This is a genomic window from Aestuariivita sp. (assembly GCF_049276915.1).
GTDB lineage: Bacteria > Pseudomonadota > Alphaproteobacteria > Rhodobacterales > Rhodobacteraceae > Aestuariivita.
Map to the genome: position 1 here is coordinate 32,258 of NZ_JBASXK010000170.1, position 21,123 is coordinate 53,380.

At 61.8% G+C, this 21,123-nt stretch carries 23 protein-coding genes; 18 read left to right on the forward strand and 5 right to left on the reverse strand.

Annotated elements, in window-relative coordinates; genetic code table 11:
* Positions 1–22: 22 nt before the first annotated feature.
* Genes WAO69_RS18080 through cobO form a run of 4 tightly spaced genes read left to right on the forward strand, consistent with a single transcriptional unit; the run spans position 23 to position 4,177 of the window.
* The gene (locus WAO69_RS18080) at positions 23–1,636 is read left to right on the forward strand and encodes a magnesium chelatase subunit D (protein ID WP_422181842.1); all 1,614 of its coding nucleotides are present in this window, start codon (positions 23–25) and stop codon (positions 1,634–1,636) included.
* Between the two features lie 4 nt (positions 1,637–1,640).
* On the forward strand, positions 1,641–2,531 hold the full coding sequence (gene bchO, locus WAO69_RS18085; RefSeq protein WP_422181744.1) for an alpha/beta fold hydrolase BchO: 891 nt from the start codon (positions 1,641–1,643) through the stop codon (positions 2,529–2,531).
* 46 nt (positions 2,532–2,577) lie between these two features.
* Positions 2,578–3,519, forward strand: coding sequence for a DMT family transporter (locus WAO69_RS18090; RefSeq protein WP_422181746.1), 942 nt, complete (start codon positions 2,578–2,580; stop codon positions 3,517–3,519).
* Positions 3,520–3,577: 58 nt separating this feature from the next.
* Positions 3,578–4,177, forward strand: coding sequence for a cob(I)yrinic acid a,c-diamide adenosyltransferase (cobO, locus tag WAO69_RS18095; RefSeq protein ID WP_422181748.1), 600 nt, complete (start codon positions 3,578–3,580; stop codon positions 4,175–4,177).
* Positions 4,178–4,277: 100 nt separating this feature from the next.
* On the opposite strand, the gene WAO69_RS18100 is transcribed toward cobO, so the two are convergent.
* A complete protein-coding gene (locus tag WAO69_RS18100) occupies positions 4,278–5,144 on the reverse strand; it encodes a branched-chain amino acid aminotransferase (RefSeq protein ID WP_422181750.1) in 867 nt (288 codons plus the stop codon).
* A 169-nt stretch (positions 5,145–5,313) separates the two neighbouring features.
* On the opposite strand from WAO69_RS18100, the gene WAO69_RS18105 reads away from it, so the two are divergent.
* The 7 genes from WAO69_RS18105 (at position 5,314) to WAO69_RS18135 (ending at position 11,368) form a co-directional block, all read left to right on the forward strand.
* Positions 5,314–5,823, forward strand: coding sequence for a MarR family winged helix-turn-helix transcriptional regulator (locus tag WAO69_RS18105; RefSeq protein ID WP_422181752.1), 510 nt, complete (start codon positions 5,314–5,316; stop codon positions 5,821–5,823).
* Positions 5,823–6,524: a response regulator gene (locus WAO69_RS18110; RefSeq protein WP_422181844.1), complete on the forward strand. Its 702-nt coding sequence runs from the start codon at positions 5,823–5,825 to the stop codon at positions 6,522–6,524. Before WAO69_RS18105 ends, WAO69_RS18110 begins: the two co-directional genes overlap by 1 nt.
* Positions 6,525–6,592: 68 nt before the next feature.
* Complete coding sequence (locus WAO69_RS18115; RefSeq protein WP_422181754.1) at positions 6,593–7,519, forward strand: histone deacetylase family protein; 927 nt, start codon at positions 6,593–6,595, stop codon at positions 7,517–7,519.
* Entirely contained in the window at positions 7,516–7,758 is a 243-nt protein-coding gene (locus tag WAO69_RS18120; protein ID WP_422181756.1) for an exodeoxyribonuclease VII small subunit, read from the forward strand. Before WAO69_RS18115 ends, WAO69_RS18120 begins: the two co-directional genes overlap by 4 nt.
* A gap of 4 nt (positions 7,759–7,762) precedes the next feature.
* Positions 7,763–8,629, forward strand: coding sequence for a polyprenyl synthetase family protein (locus WAO69_RS18125; RefSeq protein ID WP_422181758.1), 867 nt, complete (start codon positions 7,763–7,765; stop codon positions 8,627–8,629).
* Between the two features lie 24 nt (positions 8,630–8,653).
* A complete protein-coding gene (gene dxs / locus WAO69_RS18130; protein WP_422181760.1) occupies positions 8,654–10,582 on the forward strand; it encodes a 1-deoxy-D-xylulose-5-phosphate synthase in 1,929 nt (642 codons plus the stop codon).
* Positions 10,583–10,819: 237 nt separating this feature from the next.
* Positions 10,820–11,368, forward strand: a complete 549-nt coding sequence (locus WAO69_RS18135; protein WP_422181762.1) for a hypothetical protein — start codon at positions 10,820–10,822, stop codon at positions 11,366–11,368.
* A 37-nt stretch (positions 11,369–11,405) separates the two neighbouring features.
* Here the strand turns inward: WAO69_RS18135 and dddP are convergent, their stop codons facing one another.
* Positions 11,406–12,749, reverse strand: a complete 1,344-nt coding sequence (dddP, locus tag WAO69_RS18140; protein ID WP_422181764.1) for a dimethylsulfonioproprionate lyase DddP — start codon at positions 12,747–12,749, stop codon at positions 11,406–11,408.
* A gap of 201 nt (positions 12,750–12,950) precedes the next feature.
* On the opposite strand from dddP, the gene WAO69_RS18145 reads away from it, so the two are divergent.
* On the forward strand, positions 12,951–13,739 hold the full coding sequence (locus WAO69_RS18145; protein WP_422181766.1) for a heme-dependent oxidative N-demethylase family protein: 789 nt from the start codon (positions 12,951–12,953) through the stop codon (positions 13,737–13,739).
* Here WAO69_RS18145 and WAO69_RS18150 read toward each other — a convergent pair.
* Together WAO69_RS18150 and WAO69_RS18155 are read right to left on the reverse strand one after the other, a co-directional pair.
* A complete protein-coding gene (locus tag WAO69_RS18150; protein WP_422181768.1) occupies positions 13,736–14,533 on the reverse strand; it encodes a lytic murein transglycosylase in 798 nt (265 codons plus the stop codon). The two genes, WAO69_RS18145 and WAO69_RS18150, sit on opposite strands and share 4 nt — an antisense overlap.
* A gap of 55 nt (positions 14,534–14,588) precedes the next feature.
* Positions 14,589–15,443 (reverse strand): SDR family oxidoreductase, encoded by an 855-nt coding sequence (locus tag WAO69_RS18155; protein WP_422181770.1) that lies wholly within the window; start codon positions 15,441–15,443, stop codon positions 14,589–14,591.
* 108 nt (positions 15,444–15,551) lie between these two features.
* On the opposite strand from WAO69_RS18155, the gene paaA reads away from it, so the two are divergent.
* The 6 genes from paaA (at position 15,552) to WAO69_RS18185 (ending at position 19,841) form a co-directional block, all read left to right on the forward strand.
* Positions 15,552–16,535, forward strand: coding sequence for a 1,2-phenylacetyl-CoA epoxidase subunit PaaA (paaA, locus tag WAO69_RS18160; protein ID WP_422181772.1), 984 nt, complete (start codon positions 15,552–15,554; stop codon positions 16,533–16,535).
* Between the two features lie 78 nt (positions 16,536–16,613).
* Positions 16,614–16,895, forward strand: a complete 282-nt coding sequence (gene paaB / locus WAO69_RS18165) for a 1,2-phenylacetyl-CoA epoxidase subunit PaaB (protein ID WP_422181774.1) — start codon at positions 16,614–16,616, stop codon at positions 16,893–16,895.
* Complete coding sequence (gene paaC / locus WAO69_RS18170) at positions 16,895–17,629, forward strand: 1,2-phenylacetyl-CoA epoxidase subunit PaaC (RefSeq protein WP_422181776.1); 735 nt, start codon at positions 16,895–16,897, stop codon at positions 17,627–17,629. The genes paaB and paaC overlap by 1 nt, the downstream gene beginning before the upstream one ends.
* The gene (gene paaD / locus WAO69_RS18175) at positions 17,623–18,120 is read left to right on the forward strand and encodes a 1,2-phenylacetyl-CoA epoxidase subunit PaaD (RefSeq protein ID WP_422181778.1); all 498 of its coding nucleotides are present in this window, start codon (positions 17,623–17,625) and stop codon (positions 18,118–18,120) included. Before paaC ends, paaD begins: the two co-directional genes overlap by 7 nt.
* Positions 18,121–18,130: 10 nt before the next feature.
* Positions 18,131–19,180, forward strand: coding sequence for a 2Fe-2S iron-sulfur cluster-binding protein (locus WAO69_RS18180; RefSeq protein ID WP_422181780.1), 1,050 nt, complete (start codon positions 18,131–18,133; stop codon positions 19,178–19,180).
* 31 nt (positions 19,181–19,211) lie between these two features.
* Positions 19,212–19,841: a class I SAM-dependent DNA methyltransferase gene (locus WAO69_RS18185; RefSeq protein WP_422181782.1), complete on the forward strand. Its 630-nt coding sequence runs from the start codon at positions 19,212–19,214 to the stop codon at positions 19,839–19,841.
* Between the two features lie 4 nt (positions 19,842–19,845).
* Here the strand turns inward: WAO69_RS18185 and WAO69_RS18190 are convergent, their stop codons facing one another.
* A complete protein-coding gene (locus WAO69_RS18190) occupies positions 19,846–21,084 on the reverse strand; it encodes a flavin monoamine oxidase family protein (RefSeq protein ID WP_422181784.1) in 1,239 nt (412 codons plus the stop codon).
* Positions 21,085–21,123: the final 39 nt, after the last annotated feature.

Sequence of the window (21,123 nt, forward strand, 5' to 3'; positions counted from 1 at the left end):
AACCGCGCTGGCCTGTCTTGCGATGGATCCCGCCGGTCTGGGCGGTATGGTCATTCGTGCACGCCCGGGTCCGGCGCGAGATGCGCTGGTGGCTGCACTGGCCCAGATGCCGCTGCCCGTGCGGCGCATCCATCCCACGATCAGCGATGATCAGCTTTTTGGCGGCGTGGATATCGCCGCGACCCTTGCGGCCGGCACAGTGGTGCGCAGCCGGGGCCTTCTGGCTGAACCGCAGGTAATCGTGCTGACAATGGCCGAGCGCGCCGAAACCGGTCTGGCCGCGCGGCTGGCCCAGCATATGGATACGCAGGACGGCTCGTGTCTGATCTGTCTGGACGAGGGCGCGGAACAGGATGAACACGTCGCCCCGGCGCTTCCCGAGCGCCTGGCGTTCCACGTTGATCTTGGTGACATCCCCCTGCGCGACATCACGCCGATCTTGCTGCCCCCCGTGCCTGACGACACCCATGTCAGCGTCCCGGATGAAGCCTTGACCGCTCTGACCGTGCTGGCCGCGCGCTTTGGTATCGACAGCCTGCGCGCGCCTGTTCTGGCGCTGCGCTGTGCCCGTGCCCATGCTTTGCTGAACGGTCGGGACACGGTTGGCGGCGATGACATCACGGCCGCTGCTGCTCTGGTCTATCCAAACCGGGCGACGCTTTTGCCTCAGGACCGGGAAGACGACCCCGCCGAGCCGGATATGCCCGAGCCACCACCCGACGAAAGCCAGGGCGCGGATGAGACCGATCAATCCGACAGCCTGCCCTCGGGCGAGATGCTGATCGACGCGGTCGCGGCCCTGTTGCCGGCGGGTCTGCTGGATCAGATAAAGGCCAGGGCGGGCAACCGCAGCGCCAAAGGGTCCGGGGCCGGTGAAAAGCGCAAAGGCAACCGCCGTGGCCGCCCCCTGCCATCGCGGCCCGGTCGTCTGGATGGGCGCACCCGTATCGATCTGGTCGCCACGTTGCGCGCCGCGGCCCCCTGGCAACCGATCCGCCGCAAGGCACAACCGGATGCGCCCGGCCTTTTGATCCGGGCAAGCGATCTGCGCATGCGCCGCTTCGAAGAGAAATCCGACCGCCTGCTGATCTTTGCCGTAGATGCCTCGGGCAGTTCGGCCATCAGCCGCCTGAACGAAGCGAAAGGCGCGGTCGAAATCCTGCTGGCCGAGGCCTATTCGCGGCGTGATCATGTGGCGCTTGTGGCCTTCCGTGGCACCGGGGCGGAACTGTTGCTGCCGCCCACACGCAGCCTTGTGCAGACCAAACGCCGTCTGGCGGCATTGCCGGGCGGTGGCGGCACTCCGCTGGCCGCGGGCCTCAGGCAGGCGGCGGAACTGGCCGTGCTCAGCCGGGCCAAGGGTCTGACGCCCACTGTTGTCGTGATGACGGATGGGCGTGCCAATATCGCGCTGGATGGCAGCGCTGACCGCCCGCGCGCCGCCGCCGACAGCGAGGCGCTGGCCATATCCCTGCGCGCGCAGAACATTCAGGGGCTGATGATTGATACATCAAACCGCCCGCAGCCTGCTTTGCAGGGATTGGCCGCCTTGCTGGATGCGCCCTATCTGCCCTTGCCACGTGCCGATGCCCAGCGTGTCAGCCAGGCTGTGTCCGGCGCCTTGGGAACGGGATGAGCGCATGCGCTGGCCCCCTCCGCCCGATTGGCCAAACCGCGATCTGTCGCGGCAGGTCATGTGCAAGCCCCACCGCTGGCATGTTCAGGAAGACGGCACCGGTCCGACGCTGATCCTGATCCACGGTGCCGGCGGTTCGGTGCATTCCTTCCGCGACCTGCTGCCCATTCTGGCGCGTGATTTCCACGTCGTTGCCATCGACCTGCCCGGGCAGGGTCTGACTCAGCTGGGCGCCCGCCATCGCTGCGGGCTAGAGCAAATGGCAACCGACCTGATCAGCCTGATCCGGCAGCAAGGCTGGCATCCAAAGGCCCTGATCGGACATTCGGCGGGCGGCGCGCTGGCCTTGCGTGTCTCTCAGCAGCTGAAACCCACCCCGGCGATTGTCGGGATCAACCCCGCACTGGGTCATTTCGAAGGCGTGGCGGGCGTCCTGTTCCCGGTCATGGCCAAACTGCTGGCGCTGACGCCCGGGGTCGCGGGGTTCTTTTCGCGCAGCGCGGCGAATCCGGCGCGGGTGCGCAACCTGATCGAGACAACAGGCACAACGTTGCCCGAGGAGGGTCTGGCGCTTTATCGTCGACTGGTGGCGGATCGCGGTCATGTGGACGCAACCTTGCTGATGATGGCGCAATGGTCTCTGGATGATCTGCTGGCTGATCTGCAGAGTGTCAGGGCACCGGCCCTGTTTCTGGCTGGCGACAAGGACGAGGCCGTTCCCCCCTCGATCCCGGAAGCGGCCGCGCGGCGCATGCCGAATGCCCACGTGGTGCATTTGCCCGGCCTTGGACATCTGGCGCATGAGGAAGCGCCCGAACTGATAGCCGGTCACATCACGGCCTTTCTGGGCAAGTTGCCGTCTCGGATACGGCTGGTCGAGAGACCGCAGGACTGAGCCTGGCCCACTTGCCTTAATCACGCAAAAGGCGCATGCCTTGCGCATGGCAGAAAACTTAACTTCGCATCGACCTGGACTGGCAATCGGGCTGAAACTGGCGGCGGTTTTCGTCTTTGTTGTCATGTCCGGAATCGTCAAATCCACGGCGGAAGAGGTCCCGCCGGGACAGGCGGTCTTCTTTCGCTCGTTCTTCGCGATTCCCGTCATTCTGGTCTGGCTGGCGATGCGCCGCGAGCTGCGCCAGGGGCTGATCACCCGCAAGCCCGGTTATCACGTTCTGCGCGGGATTCTGGGCACCACGGCGATGGGACTTACCTTTACCGGCCTTGGCCTGCTTCCACTGCCCGAAGTCACGGCGATCGGCTTTGCAACGCCCATCTTCACCGTGATTCTGGCGGCGATCTTCCTGGGCGAGCAGATCCGCATGGTGCGCGTTTCGGCCGTCGTTCTGGGGCTTGTCGGTGTGATCATCATGCTCTGGCCGCGATTGACCGGAACCGGTGATCTGCAGGATGGTGCCACCCTTGGCGCGCTGGCCATTCTGATCGCCACTCTGATGCGCTCCGTTGTGCAGATCCACGTGCGCCGGATGGTCGAAACGGAACATACCGCGGCCATCGTGTTCTATTTTTCCCTCACCGCGGCGGCCCTGTCGCTGCTGACCGCACCCTTTGGTTGGGTCAAGCCGGATGCTCAGACCGTCATGCTGTTGATCAGCACCGGATTTCTGGGCGGTTTGGCACAGATCCTGATCACCTCGTCCTATCGCTTTGGCGGGGCATCGATGCTGGCCCCGTATGATTACGCCTCGATGATCTTTGCGGTTCTGATCGGCTATGTCTGGTTCAACGAATTGCCGACACTCGTCATGCTGATCGGTGCCGCGCTGGTGATCGCGGGCGGCGCTCTGGTGATCTGGCGCGAGCGGCAACTGGGCATGGATCGCACCAAGGTCCGGGCGGTCAGCGACCCCAAGAGCGGCTAGGGCTTTACCATGCACCACGGACAGTTACTGTGCGCACAGCCAGCTATCGGAGGCACCCATGTCTGACCCACAGTCCCACAAAGTGAAGATGAAAGAGCTGCAGGCCAGTCAGCGCGCCAAGATCGCCGAGGCCACCGACCCCGGACGGGGCCTGGTTCTGGTGCATACAGGCAATGGCAAGGGCAAATCATCTTCGGCCTTTGGCGTGATCATCCGCGCCCTGGGCTGGAAACACAGCGTGGGCGTGGTGCAGTTCATCAAGGGCACCTGGGTCACGGGCGAACGGCAGTTCTTTGAGCGGTTGGGCGAGGTGACCTGGCACACCATGGGCGACGGGTTCACCTGGAATACGCAGGACATGGATCGCGACATCGCCTCGGCCAGAGCCGCCTTCGAAAAGGCCTGCGAGATGATGTCCAGCGGTGCCTTCGACCTGATCGTGCTGGACGAGATCAATATCGCACTGCGGTATGATTATTTGGATGTCGAGGCGGTGCTGGAGGGGTTGAAGGCCCGCTCGAACCGCACCAGCGTGATCCTGACAGGGCGCGACGCCAAGCCGGAGATCTGCGACTATGCCGATCTGGTTACCGAGATGACCGAGGTCAAGCACCCCTATGCCGCCGGTATCAAGGCCCAGCGCGGGGTGGATTTCTGAACACCGGCATGGCGGATCGCGCCGGGATGCCCGTTAGATCAGGCGGGCTCCACGCCGCCTGCCCATCGCGGGAACAAGCGGCGTGGTCCATCGTCATGGCTCAGAGACGTACCAGCTTTTCATAGCTTTCGGCGACATCGCGGGTCAGCGCGCCGACCTCGAAGTTATAGTCTCCGATCTGGCCCACGGGCGTGACCTCGGCGGCGGTGCCGGTCAGCCAGCATTGCTCGAAGCTTTCCAGTTCTTCGGGCATGATGTGGCGTTCATGGACCTGGATCTGGCGGTCTTTCAGCATGCCGATCACCGTCTGGCGCGTGATGCCGTTGAGAAAGCAATCCGGGGTCGGCGTGTGCACTTCGCCATCCTTGACGAAGAAGATGTTCGCGCCGGTCGCCTCGGCCACATAGCCGCGATAGTCAAACATCATCGCATCCGCGCAGCCTTTGGCTTCGGCGGCATGTTTGGACATGGTGCAGATCATGTACAGACCCGCCGCCTTGGCATGGCTGGGAATGGTTTCCGGACTGGGGCGTTTCCATTTCGAGATGTCCAGCTTGGCACCCTTGAATTTCGAGTCCCCGTAATAGGCGCCCCACTCCCAGGCGGCGATGGCCATGCGAACCGGGTTGCGGGCAGAGGCGACACCCATGTCTTCGCCTGCTCCCCGCCACGCAACGGCGCGCACATAAGCGTCAGACAGGCCGGACGCCTTCATGACTTCGGCCTTGGCCGCTTCGATCTCATCCACCGAATAGGGGATCTCGAAATCGATCATCTCGGCCGAGCGGCGCAGGCGCTCGGAATGTTCGCGGCTCTTGAAGATCTTGCCGTTATAGGCGCGCTCACCCTCGAACACCGAGCTTGCATAATGCATTGCATGCGTCAGGATGTGGACATTCGCATCGCGCCAGTCGATCAGCTTGCCGTCCATCCAGATCTGGCCATCACGGTCGTCATAACTCGCCATTTTATATTCTCCTGCACATCCATGTGCGTTTTCATATGTTGCGCACTTGCGTCCGATCCGGACATATTCTTGCGCCAAAACTGCGATTCGATACCTTTTCACTGTTGGAATGTCAACAAGGCTGACGTAAGCTTGGCGCAATGACGGACAGTGAAAAGTAGAGAGGGTTATGTCAGAGGGACGCAGCACTCAGGCCTATATGGGCGAAAGCCTTCTTTTCCTGACCGACGAGCAACTCAGGCAGGGAATCGAGGCGATGTTCTTTGCCTATCGCGGCTTTACCGCGGATCCCGATCGTATCCTGTCCGAGAAAGGCTATGGGCGCGCGCATCATCGCGCCATTCACTTCATCAACCGCGCGCCGGGCACAACAGTGAACAATCTGCTGTCGATTCTGGGCGTGACCAAGCAATCCCTGAACCGGGTGCTGCGCACCCTGATCGAGGACGGGCTTGTGGAAAGCCGCGTCGGCAAATCAGACAAGCGCGAACGTCATCTGCATCTGACAGAGGATGGTCAGGAGCTGGAATCGCAATTGTCCGATGCCCAGCGCGCCCGCATGCGCGCGGCATACCGAGACGCAGGGCCCGAAGCCGTTGCCGGGTTCCGCCAGGTGCTGGAGGCGATGATGGAAGTGGATTTGCGCAGAACCTTCGTTCGCCTCAGGGACGCCGGATGATGCGCGAACTGGATGCCCATCTGCTGATTGTCGATGACGACGAGCGTATTCGCGATCTGCTGAAGAAATTCCTGATGCGCAACGGGTTTCTGGTAACCGCGGCGCGGGACGCCGAACATGCGCGCCGTGTCTTGTTGGGGCTGGATTTCGACATGATCATCATGGATGTGATGATGCCGGGCGAGGATGGCGTGTCGCTGACCCGCGCGCTGCGCGAGACCCATACGACCCCGATCCTGCTGCTGACCGCCAAGGGCGAGACCGAGCATCGCATCGCCGGGCTTGAAGCCGGGGCGGATGACTATCTGTCCAAACCGTTCGAGCCCAAGGAACTGCTGTTGCGCATCAACGCGATCCTGCGGCGCATGCCGGAAACACCGACGGAAAACACCACTCCCAAGATCCTGCATCTTGGCCCGATCCGCTATGACATCGAACGCGCTGAGATGTGGCGCGGTGACGATATCGTGCGCCTCACGGCGACCGAAAGCCAGTTGATGAAGATCTTTTCGGCCCGCCCCGGCGAGGCCGTGACGCGCAACAAGCTGGTCGAGGATCTGGGCCGTGATCGCGGGCAGGCGCAGGAACGCGCCGTGGATGTTCAGATCACCCGCCTGCGGCGCAAGATCGAAGACAACCCCAAGCAACCCCGTTATCTTCAGACGGTGCGGGGCGCGGGATATATGCTGTCTCCGGATTGATCGGATCCGTGCCGGTGTCGGGCGTGGGATTGGGGTATTTGTGACCAGAAAGAAGCGGGGGTGTCTTGATGAAAACAGCGCTGATTACACATGTCGATTGCCTCGGCCATGTGACGCCTGAAGGCCACCCCGAGCGCGTTGCGCGGCTTGAGCATGTTCTGCATGCGCTGGACGGGCTGGATCTGACGCGGGTGACAGCCCCTTTGGCGCGCGATACGGATCTGGCGCGCGTGCATCCGCAAAGCCATATCGCGGATATCCGGGGGCGGGCTCCGGATGAGGGCCATCATCAGATCGATGCAGATACCTGGATGTCGCCCGGGTCGCTGCAGGCAGCCCTGCGCGCGGCGGGCGGGGCGATCAAGGCTGTCGACATGGTGCTGGGGGGCGAGGCGACCAATGCATTTGCCGCGATACGTCCGCCGGGACATCACGCCGAGCGGCAAACAGCCATGGGGTTTTGCCTGTTCGGCAATGCGGCTCTGGCGGCTAGACATGCGCTTGACGTGCATGGCCTGGAGCGCGTGGCGATCGTCGATTTCGATGTGCATCACGGCAATGGCACGCAGGATCTGTTGTGGGATGAGCCCCGCGCCCTGGTCATCACCAGCCAGCAGATGCCGCTTTGGCCGTGGTCGGGCAACCCGTCGGAAACCGGGGCGCATGGCAATGTGCTGAACATCGCGCTGCCTCCGGAGAGCGATGGGACCAAGATGCGCTTTGAATACACCAGGCAGGTGTTCCCGCGCCTGCGCGCGTTCGGGCCGGAGCTGATCATCATCTCGGCCGGGTTTGACGCGCATATGGATGACCCGCTTGCGCAGTTGAACTGGGAAACCGATGATTTTGCCTGGGTCACCGCAGAGCTGTGCGCCCTGGCCGCTGAACTGTGTCAGGGGCGGGTGGTGTCGACACTGGAAGGCGGCTATGATCTGAAGGCCCTGTCCGACAGCGCCCGGGCGCATGTACAAGAACTGATGAAGGCCGCGACATGAGCGAAACCCCTGTATCCGAAATGACATTTGAAAACGCCATGCGCGAGCTGGAATCCGTTGTGGATCAACTGGAGCGGGGCGACGTGGCTCTGGATGCGTCCATCGCCTTGTATGAGCGGGGCGCGGCCTTGAAGAAGCGCTGCGAGGATGAGTTGAAGCGCGCCGAGGAAAAGGTTGCTGCGATTACCCTGGATGGGGATGGCTCTGTGACCGGGACCAAGCCTGTCGAAGGGCTTTAGCCCGATGTTCGATAGCCGGCTGAAGCAGGCCGCCGCCGAGATCCAGGCGCATTTCGATCTGGTGCTGTCGGCCTTTGAGGATTCGCCCGTGGCCCATGGCATGGCCTATGCCACGCAAGGGGGCAAGCGGTTGCGCGGGTTTCTGGTGCTGGAAGGCGCGCGGCTGCACGGGGTAACGTCTGAGCGCGCGCTGTGGCCCGCCACCGCGATCGAGGCGCTACATGCCTATAGCCTGGTCCATGACGATCTGCCCTGCATGGATGATGATGACATGCGGCGCGGTCGCCCGACAGTTCACATGAAATGGGACGAGGCCACGGCGGTTCTGGTGGGCGATGCGCTTCAGACGCTGGCCTTTGAATTGGTGACCCGCCCGGAGGCGGGATCGGGCGATGTGCGCGCCGACCTGGCCCTGAGCCTTGCGCGCGCCAGCGGTGTCGAGGGTATGGTGCTGGGCCAGGCTCTGGATATCGCGGCCGAGACCGCGGATGTGCCGCTTACGCTGGAGCAGATCACCCGGCTGCAGGCCGGCAAGACCGGTGCCCTGATCGAATGGTCCGCACAGGCCGGTGCCCGGCTGGTCGGCGCGGATCCGGCGGCATTGGGGGCCTATGCCAAAGCCCTGGGTCTGGCGTTTCAGATCGCCGATGACATCCTTGATATCGAGGGCGATGCCGAAACCGTCGGCAAGGCCGTGGGCAAGGATGCCGATGCTGGCAAGGCCACCTTTGTGTCGTTGCTGGGGCTGGACGGGGCGAAACGCCGCGCCAGCGATCTGGTGACGCAGGCCTGTGATGCATTAACTGTTTACGGTGAAGAGGCGGAAACCTTGCGAGACGCTGCGCGTTTCGTTATCTCCCGCCGGAATTGAAGCCACGCCCCAGAAGGAGGCGTTATGTCAGACCGCCCCAAGACACCGCTGCTGGACCAGGTCACAAGACCTGCCGATCTCAAGCAGTTCAACGACAGCCAGCTGCGCCAGGTTGCGGATGAACTTCGTCGGGAGACGATTTCGGCCGTGTCGGTGACAGGTGGACATCTGGGCGCGGGCCTTGGTGTGGTTGAACTGACGGTGGCGCTGCATGCCGTCTTCGACACGCCGCGCGACAAGGTGATCTGGGATGTGGGGCACCAATGCTATCCGCACAAGATCCTGACCGGTCGGCGCGAGCGCATTCGCACGCTGCGCATGAAGGACGGTCTGAGCGGCTTCACCAAGCGGTCGGAATCGCCCTATGATCCGTTTGGCGCTGCGCATTCTTCCACGTCGATCTCGGCCGCTCTGGGCTTTGCTGTGGCGCGCGATCTGGGAGGCGTGACGCCCGAGGGTTTGGGCGACGCGATCGCGGTGATCGGTGATGGCGCGATGAGCGCAGGCATGGCCTTTGAGGCGATGAACAACGCCGGGCACCTCAAGAAACGCCTGATCGTTATCCTGAATGACAATGAGATGTCGATTGCGCCGCCGGTCGGGGCGCTGTCCTCCTATCTCTCGCGGCTTTATGCAGAAGAGCCGTTTCAGGAGCTTAAGGCCGCGGCCAAGGGCGCGGTGTCGTTACTGCCCGAGCCATTCCGCGAAGGGGCGCGGCGCGCCAAGGAAATGCTCAAGGGCATGGCCGTGGGCGGGACGCTGTTCGAAGAGCTTGGGTTTTCCTATCTCGGCCCCATCGACGGGCATGACATGGACCAGTTGCTGCCTGTCCTGCGCACGGTCAAGGCGCGGGCAACGGGGCCGATCCTGATCCATGTGCTGACGAAGAAGGGCAAGGGCTATGCCCCGGCCGAGGCGGCGCGAGACAAGGGACATGCGACCGCAAGGTTCGATGTGCTGACAGGAGAGCAGAGCAAATCGCCATCAAACGCGCCGTCCTACACGCGCGTGTTTGCAGACAGCCTGGTGCAAGAAGCCGCGCTGGACGACAAGATCTGTGCCGTGACAGCAGCGATGCCCGACGGCACTGGCCTGAACCTGTTTGCGGAACGCTATCCAAGCCGGTGTTTCGATGTCGGAATCGCCGAACAGCACGGCGTGACCTTTGCCGCAGCCCTGGCGGCGGGTGGCATGAAACCGTTTTGCACGATGTATTCCACCTTTCTGCAGCGCGGATATGACCAGGTGGTCCACGATGTGGCGATCCAGCGCCTGCCGGTGCGCTTTGCCATCGACCGCGCCGGGCTGGTGGGGGCTGACGGGGCAACACATGCGGGCAGCTTTGACATTGCCTTTCTGGCCAACCTTCCGGGCTTTACCGTCATGGCAGCGGCGGATGAGGCCGAACTTGTGCATATGGTGGCAACCGCAGCCGCACATGACGACGGCCCGATCGCCTTCCGCTTTCCGCGTGGAGAAGGCACCGGGGTCGATATGCCCGAACGTGGCGAACCACTGGAGATCGGCAAGGGCCGCATGATCCGCCAGGGCAGCCGCGTTGCCATCCTGTCTTTTGGAACCCGCCTTTCAGAAGTGCTGAAGGCCTGCGAAGCGCTGGATGCCAAGGGAATCACGCCCACCGTGGCGGACGCCCGGTTTGCCAAACCGCTGGACAAGGATCTGATCCTTTCACTTGCAGCGGATCATGACGCGCTGATCACCATCGAAGAAGGTGCCGTGGGTGGCTTTGGCAGTCATGTGGCGCAACTTTTGTCCGACGAGGGCGTGTTTGATCACGGGCTGAAATTCCGATCGATGGTGCTGCCCGATATCTTCATTGATCAGGCCAGCCCAGAGGACATGTATGCGGTAGCCGGCATGAATGCCGCGGATATCGAGGCCAAGGTGCTGCATGTATTGGGTGTGGCCCAGATCGCAGGAAAACGCGCCTGACGCCGCTGCGCCAGAGTGGTCCGGCTGCCTCTTTCAAATCGGTCCAGAGACTTTCACAAGCGCGGGTTTGAAAAAACTCAGGTCGACTGCGCAGTGGCGGGCCAAAATTCGTTGCGCTTCGATCGTTTGAAGATACTCTTTCGACATTGAACAATTTTTTTATGTGCGAAGGAAACTCCCGTGTCGAAAGCAGAAGAAGCCTTGAACAAGGCAAAAAGTGCCTATTTGAATCGGAAAATGGATCAAAAGACGTTCAACGCGGTTTTGAAGAAGGTGCAACCCGCGCTGCAAGCCGAAGGTAAAGCAATTGATATGGCGCGCATTCTGCGATGGCAGGAAATGCGGGCCAAAATGGTAAAGTCAATCATTGACGAGTGCGACGTGGCCACCCTGGACAGCAAAACCTGGAAGCTGATCAAGAAAGAGGCCGGCATCAAGAAATCCAAGTTCCTGCAGAAATCCGATGCGGATGTGTCAAAGTACCTGTCGGCCTATCAGAAGGCGCATGGCAAGTTCGTGAAAGAAATGGGCGAACCGGTCGGGCGCGCTGTGATCGCATGTCGCGAGATGCTGGTCGCGAACAAGAAACTTCAGGACTCGTTCGACAAGTTCCTCGGTTCCAAGGAATTCAAGACGGAACTGGCCAAGGATCTGCAAGCGTCGTGCCAGCAGATGAAGAAAACACTTGTCTCGCAGTTCGAGATGCTTCGCGATTATGCCACGGATAGCGAAAAAGAGGCCAAGCAGCTCGAAGCGACCTTCGATCAGTTCATCTTGACCAGCTAATCCGGTTATCAGGGCAGCGCCTGCAGCCTTCGGGCCGCTAGGCGTTGCCCATCAGCGCCGCATCGAACGGATAGGTCGTCAGGTTCTCGTATCCGTCTTCGGTAATCAGCACCTGATCTTCCAGCTTGATCGAGAACCCGCCGCCCTCTTCACTGACAAGCGCCTCGACACACAAGACCATGCCCGGCTCTAGCGGATAGTCGAACGCACCTTCGACCGCCTTGTCGGCATAGGCCACCAAAGGCCATTCGTCACACAGGCCCACCCCGTGCATCAGGCAGCCGTATTTCTGGTTCATGAACCTGTCGTCCAGCTTGTGGCAATTGGCCGTCAACTCGGGGATCGTCACGCCCGGTTTCAGCATCTCCATATTGGTCATGATATGCTCATGCGCGTGACGCATCGCATAGACCATCTCACTGCTGGGCTTCTGGTCACCAATCCACCAGGTCCGTGAAATATCGATGCAGAACCCATAACTGCCGATCAGGTCGGTATCAAAGGCCACGATCTCGTTGTTCTGAACGATCCGGGGACCACATTCCTGGAACCACGGATTTGTCCGCTGACCCGACGCCAGCAGCCGCGTTTCGATCCATTCACCACCGCGCCGGATGTTTTCGGCATGCAACACAGCCCAGATGTCATCTTCGGAGATGGTGCCACCGGGAACCTGGGCGCGCGAGAAATCCTCCATCGCGCGCACTGCGGTTTCACAGGCGTGATTGGCGCATCGCATCGCCAGAATTTCGTCCGGACCCTTCACCGAACGCGCCTTTTCCGTGACCTCTTCACCTTCCATGATCTCGAAACCCACGGCTTCGAGAGCACGCGCGCCATGCAGCATGATCTTGTCCACCGCCAGACGCGTGTTGCCAGGCGCATGGGCGCGCAGAAGATCGGCCACTTCGGCGGCAAAGCTTGAACTGTCCTGCAATACCTTGTCGCCGCTGGAGAAATAAAACATCGACGCGCCCGAACGTTGTTCACGCACCAACGGATTGAATGCGCTCAGGAAGGGCGAATTCTTGTAATCCCAGATCACCATGTACCCATCCGCACACAGCAGAACGGCCCGGAACGGGTTATGGGTGTTCCAAAGCTGCATATTGGTGCTGTCGGTGGCATAGCGGATGTTGAGCGGGTCGAACATCAACAGGCCGGCATAGCCGCGATCGACGATATGCTGGGTCAGACGTGTCCAGCGAAACCTGCGCATCTCTTCGAGATTGGGGAGTGTCAGACCGGCCGCATCCCATTCGCGAAAGGCCAGTTGCGTGGGCCCGATCTCGATACGATCATTGTCGTTCGGAGTGCCATCACCCAGAACGGCTCCCTGTGTCGGGTCGATCTTGCGGGTGTCGCGGTAATGCGTGTTCATCACTAAGCTCCTCTTGCACTGCTCAAGGCTAACCGGGCATTTCAGTGTCAAACCGAAGAAAAACGACGCGTTCTTGCGTCGCATTCTGACTGGGATTGCAGGCTTTCCGGGGATTCAGGCTTTGGATCGCCCCCAAAAGCCGCTTGGCAGGCAGAGGGAAGGTTTCATAGGTTCGGGGCGCAACAGGAAGGCACGGACAAGATGAATGACGCCAGCGCCCCAGCGCGCGCACCGATTTGCCAAACCCGGATTCCGTTCGATGTCACACCGCGCAGCCTGCCGGGAATTCGGCCACTGCAGGCCGATGACTGGCTTATGGTGGACGAAGCTTTTGGCGCGCAGATGGCCTATCGGTCCGAACTGTTGAAAGCGCGTCGCTCAGATGTGCTGAGCCTGCAGGACAGCGCGCGGCCTGCCGCCGAAGAATTGCTTGCGACAACCCTGGCCCTGTTGCGCGCGACGCCTGAGCGGGGCTACCGGGTCAGCGACAGCACCGTGACGCGCCCTGATGGTCTGGCCATCACGCTGCAGCCCGGCGATCCATTGGGCACCCTGGGTCAGCTTGTGCAGGAAGACCTCTGCATTCTGGAAAAACGCGGGCAAGAGCATGTGCTGACCGGTGCCGTGCTTTGCTTTCCGGCAAGCTGGCGTCTGGACGAGAAATTCGGACGACCCATGACGGTGATCCACGCACCCGTGCCCAGCTATGACAGCGGTATCAGCCGCCGCGTGCAGCGCCTGTTTGATGGTGTGCAACTGGGCAAACCGCTCTGGCGCTTCAATCGGTTGTGGTACGTGGATGCAGAGTTGTATCAACCCAGATCCGAGAACGGCCCGCCCCGCCCCCGGCCGGGCAAAACAGGCCCGCGGTTTTTCCGGTGTGAAAAGCAATCCATCTTCCGCCTGCCCCGGACCCAAGCCGTGATCTTTTCGATCCACACGTTCGTTCTGTCAGAACAGGACGCCCCGCCCGAAGCGTTTCAAGATTAACCGTCGATCTGTTTTGCCATGATCGCGATGGCCTGCTGATAGACGGTCGCTACATTCCATTGCTTGATCGCGGCGAAATTCGGCTCGCCTTCCTGATACCCGCGCCCGGGGATCCAGCCCTTCTGGCGCAGATAATTGGCGGTGGAGGCCAGCGCATCGCTCTGGTCATAGAAATCAACCTTGCCATCGCCGTTGGCATCCACGCCATAGGTCATCGCATTGCCGGGCAGGAATTGCGTATGGCCCAGTTCTCCGTGTTTTGCGCCCCGGGTGTCTCCGGTGATCGTTCCCTGATCGACAAGCAGCAGCGCACCGATGGCGTGGGGCCGGAAGAACTCGGCCCGGCGACAATCAAAGGTGAGCGTGACAATGGCCGACACGATCTGGCTATCGCCCATGAATCCGCCAAAGGCGGTCTCCATGCCATGAATGGCAATCAGAACACCGGCGGGCACGCCATATTGCCGCTCGAGGGCTGCATAGAATTCCGGATTGCGCGCTTTGCGCTTCTTGCCCTGCGCCACAATGGTGGCAGAGCCGCGCAGTTCCATGAACTTGTCGAGGCTATAGCGGAAGGATTTCTGGTTGCGGTCCGCAGAAATGGTGCGCGAGGCATATTGCGCCTGGGACAGGGCCTGCAATCCGCGCGCCTGGACCCCCTGCGTGCGCGCATAGGCGGCAAAGTCGGATTTCCATGTCTCGAACCCCGCCGATGTATTGCCGCAGCTGAGCGCATGCGCGCCCCCGGCCATCATCACAAGAGACATCGCTACCGCAAGGACATGTGCGCGCATCATTTCACTCCGAACCACTCAGACACGATCAGAATGACCCGGACAGGTCCGCCGATCAATCCTCTTGCGCCAAGAGAGCCGCAAGCCCCGCACGATAATCCGGATAGATCAGCCGCACGCCCAACTCATCCTTGATCAGGTCGTTGCGCACACGCTTGCTCTCGGCATAAAAACTGCGCGCCATGGGTGTCATATCCGCCTCGTCAAAGGCGACGGCGGGGGGTGCCGGCACATCAAGCAACAGCGCTGCATGGGCGATGACATCCTCGGGCGGTGCCGGATCATCGTCACACAGGTTATAGACCGCTCCGGGGTGGGGACGGTGGATCGAGGCATGCAGCACCTGCGCGATATCATCGACATGGATACGGCTGAAGACCTGGCCCTCCTTGATGATGCGCCGCGCCGAGCCGTCGCGCACCTTTGCAAATGGCCCGCGACCGGGGCCATAGATCCCGGCCAGACGAAACACATGCAAGGGCAAACCGGGAATCGCCTGCCAGGCCTGTTCCGCATCCTTGCGCCACTGCCCGCGTCGGGTCGAGGGCGTCAGGGGCGTGGTCTCATCGACCCAGCCGCCCTGGTGGTCGCCATAGACACCCGTGGTCGAGAGATAGCCCGCCCATTCAAGCCGTGAGGCGGCCGCCGCAATCTGATCGCCAAAAGCGGCCAGAACCGGATCGCCTTCTTCGCTGGGCCCGGCAGAGATCAGGATATGGCTGGCCTGCGCCAATGCGGCCTCGCAGTCCGGGCCGGGAAACAGCAGCGGGATCACTCCGCTTTCCCGAATCGCCTCGGCCTTGGCGGGCGCGCGCGTGGTGCCATAGATCGTCCAGCCCTCGGGCAGCAACCGGCGCGCCAGTGCCCGAGCAGAATAGCCGTGTCCGAATGAAAGCAATGTCTTGGCCATGGCCTTTGATGCTCTGCCAGCAGACGCAGCGCAAGTGTTACAAAAATCATTTGCCATGACGTTTTTTGTAACATATATTTTCAGCACCGGTTTGGAGGAGCCCTCACGATGTATAGCCAAGGCCTGATCGGCGCCGATGGGCGCACGGATGAAACCCCCGAATTCCTTGAGGCGTTCCAGAAACGCATCGACGCCGAAGAAAAGATCGAGCCCAATGACGCGATGCCAGAAGGATATCGCCGCACATTGGTGCGCCAGATCGGCCAGCACGCCCATTCCGAAATCGTCGGCATGCTGCCCGAGGGCAACTGGATCACCCGCGCGCCCTCTCTGCGCCGCAAGGCCGCTTTGCTGGCCAAGGTGCAGGATGAAGGCGGGCATGGCCTGTATCTTTATGCCGCCGCCGAAACCCTGGGTGTCAGCCGCAAGGACATGACCGAAGAGTTGCTGGACGGGCGCGCGAAATACTCGTCGATCTTCAACTATCCCACCTTGTCATGGGCCGATATCGGCACGATCGGCTGGCTGGTGGATGGCGCGGCGATCATGAACCAGATCCCCCTGTGCCGCTGTTCCTATGGCCCCTATGCCCGCGCGATGATCCGCGTGTGCAAGGAGGAAAGCTTCCACCAGCGCCAGGGCTATGAGATCGTCATGACGCTGGCGCAAGGCACGCCTGAACAAAAGGCGATGGCACAAGACAGCCTCAATCGCTGGTGGTGGCCCTCGATCATGATGTTTGGTCCCCATGATGGGGATTCGGTGCATGGCGATCAGTCGATGGCATGGAAGATCAAACGGTTCTCCAATGATGAGCTGAGACAGAAATTCATCGATGCGACCGTGCCCCAGGCCGAATACCTGGGTCTGACGATCCCTGATCCTGATCTGAAGTGGAACGAGGACAAGGGTGGCTATGATCACGGGCCCATCGACTGGGACGAGTTCTGGCGCGTCGTGAAGGGTCATGGCCCGATGGCGAAGGACCGGATCAAGGCGCGCAAGGCGGCCTGGGACGAGGGAGCCTGGGTGCGCGAAGCCGCTCTGGCCCATGCCGAGAAACGCCGCGCGCGCAAACTGGCCGCAGAGTAGACGTCACATGCGGGAGCGAGGGGTACGCCCCCTCGCGCTCCCCAGGAATATTTTCAGCAAGATGAAGGAGAGGGTCTCATGACCGGTGAAGTGCCCCTTTGGGAAGTGTTTATCCGCCCACGCAATGGCCTGGCCCACAAGCATGTGGGATCCATCCATGCCGCGGACGAAGTCATGGCCCTGCAGGCCGCGCGCGATGTCTATACCCGTCGCGGTGAAGGCAATTCGATCTGGGTGGTGCCCTCTGTGGCCATCACCGCAAGCGATCCGGATCAGGCGGGCGAGAATTTTGAGCCCGGTGAGAAAATCTATCGCCATCCGACATTCTATGACATTCCCGATGAAGTGGGACATATGTGATGGCCTTGTTTGACGCTGTTCTTGAACTGGCGGATGATCATCTGGTTCTGGGCCATCGCCTGAGCGAATGGTGCGGCCATGCGCCGATGCTGGAAGAAGATCTGGCCCTGCCCAATATGGCGCTGGATCTGATCGGCACGGCGCGCACGCTTTATGACTATGCCGCCACGCTGGAAGGCCAGGGCCGGACCGAGGATGACATGGCCTATCTGCGCGGGGAACGGGAGTATCGCAACCTGTTGCTCTGTGAACGCCCGAACGAAGATTTCGCCCATACGATCCTGCGCCAGCTTTATTTCGCCGCCTTCATGAAACCCTATTGGGAGGCCGCGCTGAACAGTTCGGATCCGATCATCGCCGGTGTCGCGGGCAAGGCCGTCAAGGAGATGGCCTATCACATCCGCCATGCGGGGGAATGGGTGATTCGTCTGGGAGATGGCACCGACGAAAGCGCCCGGCGCATGAATGACGCGGTTGAGGCCTTGCATATCTATGTGGGCGAGCTGTTCGAGGAGAGCGCAGCCGAGGGCCTTGACGCCCTGCCCTCCCGCGCATCCATCCAACCTGCCTGGGACGCCACGGTGGACGAGATCTTTGGCCATGCGCTGCTGAGCCGTCCCGTCGTGCAGTATCCGCAGACCGGCGGTCGGCGCGGTGTGCATGGTGAAAGCCTGGGGCATCTGCTGGCCGAGATGCAGTCGGTCTATCGCGCCCATCCGGGGGCGACGTGGTAAGTGCGGCCACCCCTCTGGACGCAGGACGCGCCTGGGCCGCCGCTGCCGCTGTGCCCGATCCCGAGGTGCCCTGCGTCACGGTCGCCGATCTGGGCATTCTGCGCGATGTGCGCATCGAGGACGGCGTGGCGGTGGCCCGGGTCACACCCACCTATTCGGGTTGCCCTGCGACCCTCGCCATAGAATTGGCGATTGAGACCGCATTGCTGCAAGTCGGCTTTGACGCCAGGATCGAGCGCGTGCTGTCTCCGGCATGGACGACAAACTGGATCAGCGATGAGGGCCGCGAAAAGCTGCGCGCCTATGGGATTGCGCCGCCTGAACAGGAAACAGGCTCGAAAATGGCCCTCTTTGGTGAAACAACCGTCCATTGCCCACGCTGCAACAGCGCCAATACGGAAAAGCTGAGCGAATTCGGGTCGACCGCCTGCAAGGCTCAGTATCGCTGCCTGAGCTGCGCCGAACCCTTTGACTATTTCAAATGCATCTGAGGAGCCCGCGATGTTCCACGACCTGACAATCAGCGCCGTACACCCCGAAACAGACAGCGCCGTCGCGATCAGTTTCGACGTGCCTGCCGAACTGGCAGCCGCTTTCGCGTTTGAGCCGGGCCAGTACCTGACCCTGCGTGCCAGCGTGTCTGGGCAGGATATCCGGCGATCCTATTCGATTGCCAGTGCACCCGGTGAGCCGCTGACCGTGGGTATCAAGCGTGTCGACGACGGGGCGTTCTCGACCTATGCCCAGGACCTCAAGCCCGGCGATACACTGCAGGTGATGCAGCCCGAGGGCCGTTTCGTCACCAAGGGCGCACGCAAGATCGTTCTGATCGCCTCGGGCTCGGGGATCACGCCGATGGTCTCCATCGCCTCGGATGTTCTGGATCAGGGCGGCGAGGTGACGGTGATCTATGGCAACAAGCGCACCGACACGATCATGTTTCGCGACGCTCTGGACGGGTTGAAGGATCGCTATCTTGACCGCTTCACGATGATCCATGTGCTGAGCCGCGAACCCCAGGATGTTGCCATTCTGAACGGGCGGATCACCGGAGAGAAGGTGATCGCGCTGGGACAGGCCGGAGCGATTGATCTGATCGGCGCGGATGGCGTGTTTCTCTGTGGCCCCGGCGAGATGATCGACGATGTGAGCGCAGCACTTGTCGCCGCAGACATCCCCAAAGAGCGCATCCATTTCGAGCGGTTTTACCAGGATGGAGAGGTGCCCCGCGCGCCCAAATCCGCAGCCGCCGAGGCCGCGGCCGCCTCGGGTGTCGCGGTCGAAGTCATGCTGGATGGAACACGTCGCCTGTTTCGGTTCGAAGCGCAGGATGACACGGTGATCGACGCGGCCGCACGCCAGGGGCTGGAACTGCCGTTTTCCTGCAAGGGGGGCATGTGTTGTACCTGCCGCTGCAAGGTCGCCGAAGGCAGTGCGGAAATGGCGGTGAATTATTCGCTGGAAGACTGGGAGCTGAAGGCGGGCTTTACCCTGGCCTGCCAGGCGCGTCCCACCTCAGACAAGCTGGTACTGGATTTCGACGCCGCTTGATCCGAATCGCAGGTCATGAACTTGATGGGGCATGACAAGGAAATCGCCAGACCTCGCCGATGCCTATGGGCTCAAAACCTCCGAAGATTCCCGCAAGCTTTATGCGGGATGGGCAGACAGCTATGACAGCGATTTTGCCGATCGGCAGGATTACATCCTGCCGCAGGAAACCGCCCGCGCCTTTGTCGAGGCCGGCGGGCATGGCCCCCTTCTGGATGTCGGCGCAGGCACGGGTCTTTGCGGGGTCGCATTGGCCGGCCACGGGGCCCATCCCATCGACGCGACCGATATCAGCGGCGAGATGCTGGGCCGCGCGATGCTCAAGGACATCTATCGCGACGCGATAGAGGCGGATCTGACCCAGGGCTTGCCAGTCCCGGAAGGCAGTTATGCCGGCATCATATCCTCGGGCACGTTCACGACGGGCCATGTCGGGCCGGACGCCATAACCGAGTTGCTGCGCGTCGCCAGACCACAGGCGCTTTTTGCTCTGTCGATCAACGCCAAGCATTATGAAAGCGCGGGATTCCAGGCCAAGTTCAACGCCCTGGGATCTGACATCACCGATCTGACCCTGAAAGACGTGCCGATCTATGGCCCCAAGGCCAGCGGCGCGCATAGGGACGATCGCGCCTATGTGGCGCTGTTCCGCAAAGCCTGAGCCCTCAGGACAGTTCGTGCGCGATCATCCGCGCGGCGACATCCTGGCCCGTCTGATAGGCACCATGTGCCGTGGCCTGCCAGTGCAGGGAAAACATCTCGCCGGCAAAGCCGATGCGCCCGGAGTGCAGCCCGATCAGATCGCGCCGCGCCTGCGCAAATCCCGGTCGCACGGCGCTATAGGCGCCCTGAACAAAGGGATTGTCCTGCCAGCCTGTCGGGGCCGTGGCCGTGACCTCGTCCATGATGTCGGCACCAAAGGCAAGTTTGATACGTTCCGTCACAAAGGCGCGCAATCCGTCAGGCCCGTCCCGGCCTGCCTCGCGGGCGGTGCCGCCGCCGATATGCACGATGACCATCTTGTCCGACCAGTCCAGCAACTGAACATTGATCGGGGATGCCCCTGCGGGTTCGATCGAAAAGAACTGCGTTTCCACCAGACCCGGCAAAGGACGGCGCAATCCGATCGCCACCTTTTCATAGGATCCGCAGGGCACATGCTGGACGGTTTCCAGGACAGGCTGCACCTCGGGGCTGGAAAACCGGATTGCGCCGGAATTCAGGACGTTGGTGGACACGGTAACAATGGCGCTGCGCGCCTCGACCGGACCCTCGGGCGTTTCGACCCGTACCCCTCCGGGTTGTTCGGAAATGGCTGAAACCGGGACGCCCGTGCGGATCGGCAGGCCCTGCGCCATACGTTCGATCAGATCGCCATAGCCGCTCAGCACAGGCCAGTTGACCTCGGTATCGGCATAATCCCCATAGCCCGAGGCGGATTCCAGCTCGGGATCCTCGCTTGCCATCAGTTGCAGCAGATGGCGCACGCCGGGGCCATAGGCACCGGCATCAGGCAGCACCTCGGACACGGGAATGTCGCGATCCGCGCGCGCGGCCTCATAGACCGCGCCAAAGGCCTCTTCGATATGTTGATTGCTGGCCGTGACCCAGTCCTTGCCCGCCCAGCGATCATGCAGCCAATACATGAACCGCTTGCGCCGCGTCTGCCGGATATAGCGGGTCCCGACCTTGTCCGCCCAGGGCACCAGCGGGTTCACATCCGCGCAATGCAGCCAGTGACAGCCCTGATCCCAGGGCAACTCCATTGTCGCCTTGTCCGTAAAGGCCCGCCCCCCGATGCGATCTGCAGCTTCCAGGATGACAAAGGATTTGCCGGCCGCCTGCAGCGCCAGTCCCGCACCGACACCGGCCGCGCCAGCCCCGACAATCACCACATCCAGCATCGCATAGCCCCCGTTCCTTTGAGCGACACCCTAGCATCG

Bases quoted from the DNA above. Each gene is read 5' to 3' on its own strand.
- WAO69_RS18080 (WP_422181842.1), top strand. From the start codon at position 23: ATGGATCCCGCCGGTCTGGGCGGTATGGTCATTCGTGCACGCCCGGGT.
- bchO (WP_422181744.1), top strand. From the start codon at position 1,641: ATGCGCTGGCCCCCTCCGCCCGATTGGCCAAACCGCGATCTGTCGCGG.
- WAO69_RS18090 (WP_422181746.1), top strand. From the start codon at position 2,578: ATGGCAGAAAACTTAACTTCGCATCGACCTGGACTGGCAATCGGGCTG.
- cobO (WP_422181748.1), top strand. From the start codon at position 3,578: ATGTCTGACCCACAGTCCCACAAAGTGAAGATGAAAGAGCTGCAGGCC.
- WAO69_RS18100 (WP_422181750.1), bottom strand. From the start codon at position 5,144: ATGGCGAGTTATGACGACCGTGATGGCCAGATCTGGATGGACGGCAAG.
- WAO69_RS18105 (WP_422181752.1), top strand. From the start codon at position 5,314: ATGTCAGAGGGACGCAGCACTCAGGCCTATATGGGCGAAAGCCTTCTT.
- WAO69_RS18110 (WP_422181844.1), top strand. From the start codon at position 5,823: ATGCGCGAACTGGATGCCCATCTGCTGATTGTCGATGACGACGAGCGT.
- WAO69_RS18115 (WP_422181754.1), top strand. From the start codon at position 6,593: ATGAAAACAGCGCTGATTACACATGTCGATTGCCTCGGCCATGTGACG.
- WAO69_RS18120 (WP_422181756.1), top strand. From the start codon at position 7,516: ATGAGCGAAACCCCTGTATCCGAAATGACATTTGAAAACGCCATGCGC.
- WAO69_RS18125 (WP_422181758.1), top strand. From the start codon at position 7,763: ATGTTCGATAGCCGGCTGAAGCAGGCCGCCGCCGAGATCCAGGCGCAT.
- dxs (WP_422181760.1), top strand. From the start codon at position 8,654: ATGTCAGACCGCCCCAAGACACCGCTGCTGGACCAGGTCACAAGACCT.
- WAO69_RS18135 (WP_422181762.1), top strand. From the start codon at position 10,820: ATGGATCAAAAGACGTTCAACGCGGTTTTGAAGAAGGTGCAACCCGCG.
- dddP (WP_422181764.1), bottom strand. From the start codon at position 12,749: ATGAACACGCATTACCGCGACACCCGCAAGATCGACCCGACACAGGGA.
- WAO69_RS18145 (WP_422181766.1), top strand. From the start codon at position 12,951: ATGAATGACGCCAGCGCCCCAGCGCGCGCACCGATTTGCCAAACCCGG.
- WAO69_RS18150 (WP_422181768.1), bottom strand. From the start codon at position 14,533: ATGCGCGCACATGTCCTTGCGGTAGCGATGTCTCTTGTGATGATGGCC.
- WAO69_RS18155 (WP_422181770.1), bottom strand. From the start codon at position 15,443: ATGGCCAAGACATTGCTTTCATTCGGACACGGCTATTCTGCTCGGGCA.
- paaA (WP_422181772.1), top strand. From the start codon at position 15,552: ATGTATAGCCAAGGCCTGATCGGCGCCGATGGGCGCACGGATGAAACC.
- paaB (WP_422181774.1), top strand. From the start codon at position 16,614: ATGACCGGTGAAGTGCCCCTTTGGGAAGTGTTTATCCGCCCACGCAAT.
- paaC (WP_422181776.1), top strand. From the start codon at position 16,895: ATGGCCTTGTTTGACGCTGTTCTTGAACTGGCGGATGATCATCTGGTT.
- WAO69_RS18180 (WP_422181780.1), top strand. From the start codon at position 18,131: ATGTTCCACGACCTGACAATCAGCGCCGTACACCCCGAAACAGACAGC.
- WAO69_RS18185 (WP_422181782.1), top strand. From the start codon at position 19,212: ATGACAAGGAAATCGCCAGACCTCGCCGATGCCTATGGGCTCAAAACC.
- WAO69_RS18190 (WP_422181784.1), bottom strand. From the start codon at position 21,084: ATGCTGGATGTGGTGATTGTCGGGGCTGGCGCGGCCGGTGTCGGTGCG.